Raw genomic sequence first — 11,277 nt, 5'->3', positions numbered from 1 at the left:
GGCCCGCGTACGGGCGGGTCGCCCCCGGGCGATCCCCGGGCGGGCCGATCGCCAGGACCGCCGGGGCCGCCCGGGGCCGCTACTTCGCGGACAGCTTCTGCCACTTCGGGCTGAGCGCGATCCTCTTCAGCTCCTCCGTCGTCAGCGCGGGCTCGGGCCGCGTGGCCGCCTCGCGCTGGCTGCCGGCGTTGAAGGCGGAGACGACGACCCGGAAGCCCGCGGGCGTCATGGTGTCGACGGTCCACCAGACGACGCCCGCGCCGCCCTTCTCCCCCGGCCGCTTCTCGACCTTGACCAGACGCCCGTCGGGCAGCGTGGTGACCTCCCCGGTGCCGAAGAGGCTGCTCCGTACGTCGCTCATGTCCGGCTGGACGTTGATCTCGATCAGGCTCTTGCCCCGGCCGTCGTCCACGACGGCGTAGCCGTAACCGGCGTCGCCGCCCTGGTCGGTGACCTCGACGTCCGCGGGCAGCAGGGAGCGCAGCGCCGCCTGGAGGGCCGGGCCGCTGGGCTCGGCGGGCCGCCCGGGGTCCGCCGTCGGCTTCCGCACCGGGAGGACGGGCAGGCGCTCCAGCAGCGGCTTCCACGCCTCGGCGGTGACGAGGGCCTTGAGCTGGCGCGGGGTGAAGGGCGGGTCGGCGCGGGTGACGGCGGCGCCCTTCTCGGCGGGCGCGTTGTACTCGCTGGCGTCGACGAGGAAGTTGTCCCGGGTGAGCAGGACCGCGCGCCAGACCTTCGTGTCCACGTGCCGGTCGGGGTACTCGTAACCCTGGAGGACCATGAGCCGGGAGCCGTTCGGCAGCCGCTCGGTGGTGCAGGAGTCGTACCCGGTGTGGATCTTGGAGGGGCAGGTGACCTGCCCGGCGCCCGCCTCTCCGTCGCCCTGGGCGCGGTACAGCCCGACCGTGACGGCCGCCCGGCCCCGGCCGTCGTCGTACACGCCGGAGACGTGGTGCCCGGTGCCGCCCGCGTTCATGATCTGCCAGGTGCCGGCGGGGGCGTGGTCCCTGAGCACGGTGGCCAGGTCGTCGACGGGGATCGTGGCCCGGTGCGGGTCCTTCTCGCCCGGCACCCCGGCGGTGGCGTCGCCGGGGGCGGTCGGCACGTCCGCGGGCCGCTGGGCCACGGCCGCCGGGGCGCCGCTCCGGGACGGTGCGAACAGCCCGGCGCCGTGGACCCCGCCGGCGGCGACCGCGACGAGGGCGAGCGCGCCGCCGGCCGTCGCGAGGCGGCGGCGGACGAGGCGGCGGCGGCCGCGGCGCAGCCCGCCCGGGACCAGCTCGGGGCGGTTGTCGGCGGCGAAGGCGGCGCCGGTGGTGCGCAGGACGGCGCCGAGTTCGTCCTCGAAGTGCCCGGACCGGTCATTCCGGTCGAAAGGGTCAAGGGGGAGGTCGTCGTGAGGCATGCCGAGATCACCGTTTCCGGTCGGTGGGTGGAAGAGTACGTGTCGGCGGGCCCGAGCCGGCCTGCGCGGGCCCGGGAGCCGGCGGGCGGTGCGGGTGCGGGGGCTCAGCGGGCGGCGAACTCCGCGAGGGTGCCGCCGAGCCGGCCCCGGAGCGTGGCGAGCGCCCGGCTGCACCGGGTGCGTACCGCCGCGGAACTCACGTGCAGTGCGTCGGCGGTCTCCTCGATGCTGCGGTCCTCCCAGTAGCGGAGGACCACCACCGCCCGGTCCTTGGGCGCGAGGCTCGCCAGGGCGTCGAGGAGCGCGATCCGCAGGGCCGGGTCCTCGCCGTTGTCGGGGGCGCGGTCGGGCAGCTCGCCGAGCGGGCGCTCGGTGGCCGACCGGCGCCGCTGGTGCGTGAGGAAGGTGCGGACGAGAACGGTCTGGGCGTACGCGGCCGGGTTGCCGACCCGGTGCATCCGGCCCCAGAGGGCGTACATGCGGCCGAGGGTCTCCTGCGTGAGGTCCTCGGCGAGATGGGTGTCGCCGCTGGTCAGCAGGCATGCGGACCGGTACAGGTGGCCCGATCGTGCGGAGGCGAACTCCAGGAATCCGTCCGCGCGGGACTTCCTCATGCCCCTCCCTTCCCTCGCGGTCGCCCGGCGTGATCGCCGTACACCTGACTGACGCGACGGCGGAGGGGAAATGTTTCAAACAGGCCCGCGATTTTCGGGAGACAGTGCCTTTGGGACGTATCCGACGAACCGGTACGGGGTAGGCCTGTCGGTATGAACACTCTCAGCGCAGCACAGAACCTGGCCGCTGGAGTCTGGCAGTCGGGCCTCGGCCAGTTCCTCGCCGGTCTGATCGTCGTGGTGGTCCTCATCGGAGCCGTGTGGATCGGCTTCCGGATCCGTGACCGCGAGCCCGGGCCGCCGAAGCCCGAGGAGCAGCCGCGCCGCCCGGAGACCGACCGGCTCCCGGGTGAGATGTCCGAGTACCGCCGGCCGGCCGAGATGCCGCAGACCGACGGCGAGCACCGGCTCATGCCCTACCAGCTGAAGGACTCCGGCACCTCCGGTACCGAGACCTCGCCCGAACCGCCGAGCGAGGAGAAGCGCAAGTGGGGCGGCATCTCCAGTGGCGGGTTCGGCAGCGGGGGCACGGGCCACGGCGACTGAGGCCGCCGCCGGCCGCCCGGGCGCACCGGCCGCCCCGCCGGAGCATGACGCCCCCGCGCTCCCGCCCCGCGCCCCGGTCACGCAGGGCGCCCCACCCGGCCCCGGACGAGGCACCGCCCTCGCCGGGGCCGGGGCGTTCCCGCGCCCTCCCGGGCAGGGGCGCTCCCGCCGCTCCGAGCCGGTCGCGCCGGGGCCCGCGCCTCAGCCGCCGACCGCCCGGCCCGCGCGCTCGGCGACGTGCGGGGGCGGGGCGATGCCCGGCGCCAGGACCGGGTCGGGGACGGGCGCCCCGAAGGTGGTGACCACCGGCAGCTCGCCCGCCCACAGCCCCAGCGCCGCGTCCTGCGAGTCGCCGTCGTCCGGCGGGCCGCTGCGCGTCTTCACGGAGGCCTCCGTCAGATCGAGGGCCAGCAGCGCGGTCGCGGCCAGCTCCTTGCGGCTGGGCCGCCGGGCGTACTCCCACTGCCCCGGTGCGCACCGCTCGGTGAGCGCCCGCAGACCGCGGAGCTTCTCCTCCGGGTCGGTGACGGCCACCGGCACGCCGTAGATCATCGCGGAGCGGTAGTTGACGCCGTGCTCGAAGACCGAGCGGGCCAGCACGAGGCCGTCGACGTGGGTGACGGTGACGCAGACGGTGGCGTCCGGGGCCTGGACGAGGCTCCGGCTCGCGACCGAACCGTGCAGGTAGAGCCGGTCGCCGTCGACGCCGTACACCGTGGGCACGACCATGGGCACCCCGTCGACCGTCACCCCCAGGTGGCAGAGGAAGCCGGCCGCGAGCACGGCGTCCAGGTCGGCCCTGCGACGGCTCCCCTTCTGCCGCATCCGGCGCAGCCGGGTCCGTTCGGTGACCTCCAGTTCGTCACCGGGTGTCGGGCTGGGCGTGGCGGTGCTCATGATCCCCCTCGGGCGGTTCCCCGCGACCTGACCGGTCGCTCACCCGTGTTTGTACGGGCCGTCCGCCGGTCGCCGCCACCGCCGCCCATCTGTCGGAACGCCCGGCCGTCCGGTGCGGCCGGGGACGGGAAGGACATGGGAGGACCCCCGCCCGCAAGGTGATCCACCTCACATTGGGATCAAGCCGCGGTGCGCCGGTTTTACCCGGGCATTACAGTGCATCCCACCATCGGACGCGCCTTCCACGCCTGACCAGCGGGGACGCCGCACCGGTATGCACTCAGAGCTGGGGGAGCTCGAATGGTGGCAGCAGGCATGCAGGTCCTCGGGATCTCCGCGCTGGAGGAGAGCGTCTATCGCCACTTCCTGCGGAATCCGGACACCACGGACGGCGACATCCACGTCCTGCTCCGGGCCGAACGCGAGGCCGTGGCCGCCGCGCTGGACCGCCTCCGCGCCCTCGGCCTGCTCTATCCGACCGACCGGCGCACCGTCTGCCCGACCGATCCGGCCATCGCCGTCGACCGGCTCACCGACCTCCGGCTGCGCGAACTGCACGAGGAACTCCAGCGGGTCACCCGCTCCCGGCACCTCGTCACGGAACTCCGCGACGAGCAGTGCCCCGCCCGCTCCGCGCCGCAGGCCGTCGAGCGCATGGAGAACGTGGCGCAGATCCGCAGCCGCATCGACGACCTCGCCTTCTTCGCCCGCGAGGAGATCCTCTCCGTCGAGCCGTACACCGCGCTCACCCCGGCGAACATCGAGCACTCCCGCCCGCTGGACATGCGCTGCCTCAGCCGGGGCGTCCGCATCCGGAACGTGGTGCTGCGCGAGGCGCTCGACGATCCCCTGACCGTCGGCTACCTGCGCGAACTCACCGCCCACGGCGCCCAGATCAGAGCGGCCGACGACCTCTCCGAGCGGATCCTCGTCTACGACCGGCGCACCGCGCTCGTCCCCGTCGACCCCGAGGACACCTCGCGCGGCGCCCTCGTCGCCCAGGAGACCGGCCTCGTCTCCGGCATCCTCGCCCTCTTCGAGAAGATCTGGTGCCAGGCCACGGACCTGGCGTCGGTCATCGAGGAACCGGAGGACAGCCCCGGCGGGCTGTCCGACATCGAACGGCAGGTCCTCACGTCCATGTGCCACGTCGGCAAGGACGAGATCGGTGCCCGGGACCTGGGCATGTCCGTACGGACCTACCGGCGCCACGTGGCCGAACTCCTCCGGCTCCTCGGCGCGTCCAGCCGCCCGCACGCCGCCCTGCTGGCGCGCGAACGCGGCTGGATCTGACGGCCGGGATCCGGTCCCGGAGGACGGACGGAGCCGGGCCGGAGCGGTCCGGCGGACCGGCCGGCGCCAGGCGACCGGGACACCCGGAGCGGAGCCGGCCGGTCAGGACACGGCCGCGCCCTGGAGGTCCTGGACCGCGCGGCGGACCGCCGCCGAGACCGGGGCGGCGCCGTCCGACAGGGCGGTCAGGCGCGGCTTGAGCGCCCTGCGCCGGTCCGACGACAGGGCCGTACCCAGCCGGCCGCCCGCATGGGCGAGGCCGGCCAGCAGGGCGAACCGGTCGCCGCCCGCGCCGGTCCCGTTCGCCTCGGCGGTCGCCACCACCGCCGCCCGTACCTCCGCCGCGGCGGCGAGACCGGCCGGGGTGAGTTCTGCCCGGTTCAGCGGGAAGACCCCGAGGACCCGGCTGGTGCTCTGCTCCAGGAGCCCGTCCTTCGCCATCCCCCGCAGCACCTCGTGGATCGACTCGCGGCCGTCCTTCCGCACCCAGTGCAGCCATTTCCGGCCCGGCTCCGCGGTCACCCGCTGCCACACGTGCCGCAGCGCGGCGTCCTGCGGGGCGTCACCCGCCGCCCTGGCCGTACCGTCCTCGTCCACCAGTTGCCCCCCGGCGAGAAGTTCGGCGAGAAGCGCGCCGCGGACCGCCGGGGCGAGGGACTGCCGGACGGGCAGTCTGCCGCCCTCCTCGTCGAAGGCGAGCAGGATCATGTCGGCTGCCAAGGTCATCACAGACGTTCCTCTCGTACGGGCCCCACGCCGGCCGTGTCCGCCGGCTTCCCGGCGGTCTTCCCCGCCAGCATCCCGAGCGCCGCTTCCTCACCGGGCGGGAAGCCCAGCCGGTTCATCACCATGTGCAGGTGGTGGAGCAACTGATGATCTCGCGCGCCAGGCGCGCGCAGGAGAAGACCGGCCACCGCGTCCGCGTGCGCCTCGATCCGGTCCCGCGCACCGGGCGCGGGCGGCCCCAGCTCCCGGACGCCCGCCGCGACCCGGCCGAGGAGCGGGCGCAGCTGCTCGCCTCCGGCCGCCATGCGCAACTGCCAGCCCCAGCGGGTGCGGTGGCGCACCCAGAAGACGTCCCGCTCCTCCGGGGTCAGCACCCGCTCGGCGAGCGCCCGCGCGAAGTGGACGGCGTGCGCGGCCCGTTCGTAGCGGCGGGGCAGCGCGGCCAGGTCCCCGCCGGCGCAGAAGGCGCTGTCGAGTCGGAAGACGCGCTCGGCGACGGCGACGCCGTCCGGGCCGCCGTACTTGGCCAGTTCCGGCGCGTACAGGGCCGGTACGACGCCCCGCGCGGGCGAGCCGGGCGGCAGCGTGCCGGGCAGCAGGCCGACCGAGTCCTCGGGCCGCTCCTCCAGCGTGTCGAGGAGGCCCGTGAGTTCCTCGCGGGCCGTGGCGTCCAGGGCGTCCACCGCGTCGCTCCCGGCGCGCAGCCGCAGCCGCAGGTGGTGGCCGGTGGCATCCCAGTAGCGCAGGAAGAACCACTCGTCGCTGCCGAGCCGCGCCGCCCGCTCGGCCAGCCACGGCACGAGGGTGCGGACCGCCGCGTCCATGCGCCCGGGGCCGCCGGGATAGACCCGTACGTACCACCAGTCCCGCTCGGGGACGCCCCCGCCGTCGGTCACGTTCATGCCTCCTCCTCCGGCCGCCGCCAGCGCAGCAGCGAAATGTGCTCGGCGGCCCGGGTGCCGCCCGCTCCGTCCCGCAGCGGGTGCGCGGACCGGTCCGGCAGGGCCTCGACCAGCCGCAGGTGGCCGGTGGCCGGGCCGGCCCACTGGGCGAGCACGGACAGCGAGAGCGGGGAGGCCAGCGAGACCCACAGCGGTTTGCGGTCCGTGCCCGCGCCCGGCTCGCCCGGCCCGAAGCCGGTCAGGCGGTGGACGAAGACCTCCTCGGGCAGGCCGTGGCGGCGCCGGAACTCCTCGGCGCGCAGCGCCGTCTCCGCGTCGCTCTCGCCGGGCCGGGGCAGCGGCAGCGCCGCCGCCGGGACGACCCAGGCGGCCCGGGAGGTGGTGACGCGGCCGAAGCCCGTACGGGGCATCGGCACGACCTCGTCACGGCGCTGCTCCTGGAGCGCGAACGGCAGCACGTAGTCCGAGTGCGGCGAGCCGTTCACCCACGGGTCGGCGAGCACGGCGAGCAGCCGGGCGAAGGGCGGGAAGAGGTGCGGCGGGACGAGGCCGAGGTAGGCGAGCCCGACCGGTGCGCCCGTGCGGTCACGCAGGGCCAGGGTGCCCTCGTCCGGATCGTGCGTGAGGACCGTGTCGGCCAGGTCGAGGCCGCCGTCCCCCGGGGTCTCGCCGGGCAGCAGCAGGGGCGGCAGCAGGCCCGCCGAGCGCGACTGGGCGGTGTTGACCTCCGTCCAGAGCACCAGCTCCCGGCACGCGCGGCCGGGCCAGCACGCCTGGACGTGGGCGTGCAGCCGGTCGCGGAAGCCCTCGCCGAGGAGGGGCCCGAAGCGGGTGACGAGCCCGCCCGTACCCGGGTTGAACTGGTTGACGACGAGGCGGTAGTCGCCGGCGCGGACCGCCGGGAGCCCGGAGGCGGCGAGCTGGAACAGCACGGCCGCGGCGGGCGGCGCGCTGCTCGGCCCGACCGGCAGCCAGGCCCGCTCGCCGGCGGTCTCCCGGGCGGCGCGGTCCGCGACGGCCGCCCGGTCCAGGTCGGGCTGGGAGTCGCCGTCGACGGCGATCCCCATGAGGAACCCGAGCACGTCGGCACAGGTGCCGCCCGGCCCGTACGCGGCGGTGAAACGGTCCACGAGGACGTCGTAGAGATGGGAACGGAAGAGGAAGGGCCGCATCCGGCGGCCGAGTTCGGTCAGGTCGGCACGGACCTCCGGCACGTCGAGCACGGCGGGCAGCGCGAGGTCCGCGGCCACGTCCTCGTACAGCACCTCCCCCGACTCGAAGCGGTCCAGGCCCGCCCGGCGGGCCCAGCGCCGGGCGGTGGCCCGGGCCCGGGTCAGCGTCTCGACGCGCTCCTCCTCCCCGGCCGCCGCGAGCGCGGCGGCGGAGTCCCGCAGCTCCCGCACCTCGGCGGCGAGGCCGCCGGGTCCCCCGCTCCCGGCCGCCGGGAGGGAGCCACCGTCCGCCCCGCCGGCCATCCCCCGCGGGTACGGGTGGTCCGCGAGCAGCTCCGCCACGGCGCCGACCGGGTCCTCGCCGCGCCGCCAGGGCGGTACGGGGCTGATGAGGCCGGTGTCGAGGAGCCGCCGGAAGCGGCGGAAGGGGTCGGAGCCGCCGAGCCCGGCGAGGAGCCCTTCGAGGCCGTGGTCGCCTTCGGGCGCGAAGGCGGCGAGCCAGGGCGCCGCGTGGTCGGCCTCCACGACCCGGTCCAGCCGCCAGGCCAGGCCGCCGTCGGCGACGGGCTCGGGGAGCAGGACGAGACCGGCGGGGGCCTCGGGCCCGCCGGGCCGGAGGGGTGCGAGCCGGTAGCGCAGCAGTCCGGCCGTGCCGGGCTCGCGGGCCAGGCACCGCACGGCGAGCTGCGCGAGCGCGGTGGCGGCGTAGCTGTGGGCGGCGGGCCGGGACCCGGCGGCGCCGGCGGGCACGCCGCCCTCGCCGACGGTGGTCAGCGTGGAGAACGGGCTCGTCTTCACGGCGGCCCGGGACACGTACGAGTACAGCGTCCGCAGGTTGCGGCTCTCGGCGGGACGGCGGCGCGGGCGACCGTGCCGCAGCCAGTCGGGGGCGGCCAGCGCGGCGGCCCGCGCGAAGCCCGGCTCCGCGAGGTGCGCGGCGAGCGCGGCGGGGACCGCCGCCCGGTCCCCCGCCAGCAGCGTGTCGAGGTGCCCGGTGGTCTCCTCGCACCGGCGGACGGCCGCCTGCCACCCGGCGAAGGCCTCGGCCGCTTCGGGCCCCGCCCGCTCGGCGAGCCGGGGCGGCAGGTCGTCGCCCCAGGGCAGCGCCCGCAGCCGGTGTACGGCCCGCTTGGCGGCCAGCACCGTGCGGCGCAGCGGCACCTCGTCGTCCAGGAGGGGCACCAGCGTGAAGCAGAGGTCCTCCAGGGCCGGCCGGAGCCGCTCCCGTACGGCACGGGCGTCGGCGGCCTCGGCCACGGCCCGGCGGGTGGCGGACGGCACGAGGTCCAGGGCCTCGGTGGGCAGGCCGCCCACCCGGGTGACGAGGGGGCCGGAGATCTCGGGGGCGGTGGCGGCCGGGGAGGGCGCGGGGGGCACGGCGATCGGGGCGGTCGGCGTGACCAGGCCGGTCGACGCGGTCGGGACGGTCATGGCATCGACCGTCCGACCAGGTCGAAGGACCAGACGAGCGACTGGATCACGAAGTAGGCGAGCGCCACGGTGTAGACGCTGCACACGATCCCGTACGTCACGTGCAGCCGGCGGCTGCGGGCCGGCATCCGCTCCAGGAAGCCCGGCAGCGGGCGGCCCAGCAGGCGGTGCTTGAGCAGGGTGAAGGCCCGGCCCCGGGCGTCCACGAGACCGAAGCCCGCCTCGAGTGCCGCGTAACCGTCGCTCGGCAGCATGGGGTTGACGTTGGTGACGAGGTTGAGCATCTGGAAGATCAGCAGCGCCCCGGCGACCTGGGCGAGCGGGCCGTCCGTGGTGAGGACGAGCAGGGCGGCGGCGCCGGTGAACCAGCCGTCGCTGAGCGGCCCGGCGAGGGCGAGCAGGACGCGTCCGCCACGGGATCGGACCCGGTAGGCGTCGGTGCGGTCCACGTACGCGAGCGGCATGAAGTAGAACAGCAGCGCCACCCCGAGGCCCCGGACGGGCACCTTCAGCACCTGGCAGACCATCGCGTGGGCGCTCTCGTGCACGAGGATCTGGAACAGCATCAGGCCGATCGCGACGAGCGTCCCGGTGCCGAGGAGGTCGCGGGCCGCAGGCGCCGCGGTGATCACCGCGTAGAGGCCGAGCAGGATGCCGAGGACACCGCCGCCGGCGAAGACGCCGACCGACAGCCGGGCCGGGACCAGGCGGAGCAGCCGGGCCACGGGCTCCAGGACCGCCGGGAGGGAACGGGTGAGGACGAAGCGGGGCATCAGCATGCTGGTGCCGAAGCGGCCGCCGGCGCGCTTCTTCGGGGTCTGCTCGGGCTCGCTGCCGACGAGGAGCCCGCTGCGGGTGAGCTCCCCGACGAACGTGTCGAGTTCACCGCGCACGCCCTCGGCGGGGACGCCCCGGCGCTCGGCCATGAGCGCCGAGAGCTCGTCCAGCGAGCGCGTCCCGTCGAACTGGCGGAGCAGGGCCGCGGCCGATCTGGTGAGCCGGTGATACGTCCCGCCCTGCGGGTCGAACACCAAGGGGTGGTCGTCCATCCCCCTGATGATCTCCAGATCCTCCCGGAGTTTGGGTGCAGTGCACACATCCACGGCGCGGTTCCTCCCTCCGCTGCGGCGGCCGGCCCGCTACCGTGCCGGGCCGCCTGGTTCTAACCTGGTGGGGTTCAGTCCGGTCCGGGAACAGCGGACCGGGCTGGGGGCCCTGGGCCCCGGGGTACTAGGACCACCCCGGAGCCCAGGGATTCGACCGGCGGGCCGGCCGTTCCTCGGTGGGATCAGCCGCCCTGGCTGGAGACGCTGCTCATGGAGCCGACGCAGCCGACGGGGCAGCTCGCGGAGCCGGCGCAGGCGCCGCAGAAGGCGGTGGTGAAGCCGGGGCTCACCGCGTCCTGCAGGACCTCCAGGTCCAGGGACTCCGACCACAGTTCGAGCTCGGTGTCGAGGTTCTCGTTCATGGCGTTCACTTCCTTTCTCGGGTTTCCTTCGGGTTCCTCGTCCGCCCGGACGGCGGGCGAGGGGGCATGGAAGGGGCGCCGCGAGGGCGCTCCGCTCTAGCCGAAGCTGGAGGCGCTCGCGGAGGAGGAGGCGGTGCTCGTCGGGCACGAGGCGGACGAGGCGGTGCTCGCGGTCGCCCAGGTGCCGAGGGCGACGCCTTCCTTGAGGGGCTCGAGACCGAGCGCGTCCGAGGCCAGCTCGTCGGCGGTCAGGTCCAGTTCGAGGTCGTCGAAGTCCTGCATGAGGGGTTCCCTTCAGGGGTGGTGGATGGTGGGTGTCCGCCACGTGGTGGGCGGGGCGGCCGGTGGCCGGGGCGGTCTTCCGGCGGACGGGGCCGGGTCAGCCCAGGGTCGACGCGGACGACGCGGTGGCCGCGGACGTGCCGGGGCAGGACGCGGTCGAAGCCGATCCGGCGCAGAAGAAGCAGCCGAGGGCGTTGCCCTCCGGGAGCTCCTCGATGGCCAGCTCGTCACCGTCGACGACGTAGAGCTCGAACTCGTTCTCCATGGTGTTGCTCTCCTCTCCGAGTGGGTGCGGTGCGGGGGGCCGGGCGGGCCGGCCGGTGGGTCAGCGGCTCATCCGTAGGTGGACGCGCTGCTGAGGGACGACGCGGACGTCGCCGGGCAGGACGCGGTCGAGGCCGATCCGGCGGACGCCCAGCTCGCGAGCGCGTTGCCCTCGGGCAGCTCCTCGATCGCCAGTTCCTCGGCGTCGACGGCGTACAGCTCGATGTCCTCCATGGAAGGCACCTCCTCAGGTGTCGTGGGGTGGTTCACGGGTCCC

At 75.4% G+C, this 11,277-nt stretch carries 13 protein-coding genes; 2 read left to right on the top strand and 11 right to left on the bottom strand.

Annotated features, from left to right (window positions below; translation table 11 throughout):
- Nucleotides 1-79: 79 nt before the first annotated feature.
- Both ABTY40_RS04745 and ABTY40_RS04740 read right to left on the bottom strand, forming a co-directional pair.
- Nucleotides 80-1,405, bottom strand: a complete 1,326-nt coding sequence (locus ABTY40_RS04745) for a hypothetical protein (RefSeq protein ID WP_352058145.1) — start codon at nt 1,403-1,405, stop codon at nt 80-82.
- A gap of 104 nt (nt 1,406-1,509) precedes the next feature.
- Nucleotides 1,510-2,019, bottom strand: a complete 510-nt coding sequence (locus ABTY40_RS04740) for a SigE family RNA polymerase sigma factor (RefSeq protein WP_352058144.1) — start codon at nt 2,017-2,019, stop codon at nt 1,510-1,512.
- Nucleotides 2,020-2,172: 153 nt separating this feature from the next.
- Between ABTY40_RS04740 and ABTY40_RS04735 the strand changes: the two genes are divergently transcribed.
- Complete coding sequence (locus ABTY40_RS04735) at nt 2,173-2,565, top strand: DUF6479 family protein (protein ID WP_345287973.1); 393 nt, start codon at nt 2,173-2,175, stop codon at nt 2,563-2,565.
- Between the two features lie 201 nt (nt 2,566-2,766).
- Here ABTY40_RS04735 and ABTY40_RS04730 read toward each other — a convergent pair whose 3' ends face one another.
- Nucleotides 2,767-3,462, bottom strand: coding sequence for a pyridoxamine 5'-phosphate oxidase family protein (locus tag ABTY40_RS04730; protein ID WP_352058143.1), 696 nt, complete (start codon nt 3,460-3,462; stop codon nt 2,767-2,769).
- A 300-nt stretch (nt 3,463-3,762) separates the two neighbouring features.
- On the opposite strand from ABTY40_RS04730, the gene ABTY40_RS04725 reads away from it, so the two are divergent.
- A complete protein-coding gene (locus ABTY40_RS04725) occupies nt 3,763-4,755 on the top strand; it encodes a helix-turn-helix transcriptional regulator (protein WP_502990489.1) in 993 nt (330 codons plus the stop codon).
- 102 nt (nt 4,756-4,857) lie between these two features.
- On the opposite strand, the gene ABTY40_RS04720 is transcribed toward ABTY40_RS04725, so the two are convergent.
- From ABTY40_RS04720 to ABTY40_RS04685, 8 genes are all read right to left on the bottom strand, one after another.
- Nucleotides 4,858-5,481, bottom strand: a complete 624-nt coding sequence (locus tag ABTY40_RS04720; protein WP_352058142.1) for a GOLPH3/VPS74 family protein — start codon at nt 5,479-5,481, stop codon at nt 4,858-4,860.
- Complete coding sequence (locus tag ABTY40_RS04715; RefSeq protein WP_352058141.1) at nt 5,481-6,383, bottom strand: lantibiotic dehydratase C-terminal domain-containing protein; 903 nt, start codon at nt 6,381-6,383, stop codon at nt 5,481-5,483. The genes ABTY40_RS04720 and ABTY40_RS04715 overlap by 1 nt, the downstream gene beginning before the upstream one ends.
- On the bottom strand, nt 6,380-8,986 hold the full coding sequence (locus ABTY40_RS04710; protein WP_352058140.1) for a lantibiotic dehydratase: 2,607 nt from the start codon (nt 8,984-8,986) through the stop codon (nt 6,380-6,382). The genes ABTY40_RS04715 and ABTY40_RS04710 overlap by 4 nt, the downstream gene beginning before the upstream one ends.
- The gene (locus ABTY40_RS04705) at nt 8,983-10,035 is read right to left on the bottom strand and encodes a PqqD family peptide modification chaperone (protein WP_352058139.1); all 1,053 of its coding nucleotides are present in this window, start codon (nt 10,033-10,035) and stop codon (nt 8,983-8,985) included. The genes ABTY40_RS04710 and ABTY40_RS04705 overlap by 4 nt, the downstream gene beginning before the upstream one ends.
- Nucleotides 10,036-10,274: 239 nt before the next feature.
- Nucleotides 10,275-10,454, bottom strand: a complete 180-nt coding sequence (locus ABTY40_RS04700; RefSeq protein WP_185902699.1) for a thiocillin family RiPP — start codon at nt 10,452-10,454, stop codon at nt 10,275-10,277.
- Between the two features lie 96 nt (nt 10,455-10,550).
- The gene (locus tag ABTY40_RS04695) at nt 10,551-10,736 is read right to left on the bottom strand and encodes a thiocillin family RiPP (RefSeq protein ID WP_309049835.1); all 186 of its coding nucleotides are present in this window, start codon (nt 10,734-10,736) and stop codon (nt 10,551-10,553) included.
- 97 nt (nt 10,737-10,833) lie between these two features.
- Nucleotides 10,834-11,001 (bottom strand): thiocillin family RiPP, encoded by a 168-nt coding sequence (locus ABTY40_RS04690; protein ID WP_309049836.1) that lies wholly within the window; start codon nt 10,999-11,001, stop codon nt 10,834-10,836.
- Between the two features lie 68 nt (nt 11,002-11,069).
- Nucleotides 11,070-11,234 (bottom strand): thiocillin family RiPP, encoded by a 165-nt coding sequence (locus ABTY40_RS04685; protein WP_309049837.1) that lies wholly within the window; start codon nt 11,232-11,234, stop codon nt 11,070-11,072.
- Nucleotides 11,235-11,277 lie beyond the last annotated feature (43 nt).

Origin of the sequence: Streptomyces sp. NPDC126503, from assembly GCF_040302405.1 — a bacterium.
Taxonomy (GTDB): Bacteria; Actinomycetota; Actinomycetes; order Streptomycetales; family Streptomycetaceae; genus Streptomyces; species Streptomyces gulbargensis.
The sequence above is the reverse complement of the archived record's forward strand: the minus strand, read 5'-3'. Positions and strand labels throughout refer to the sequence as shown.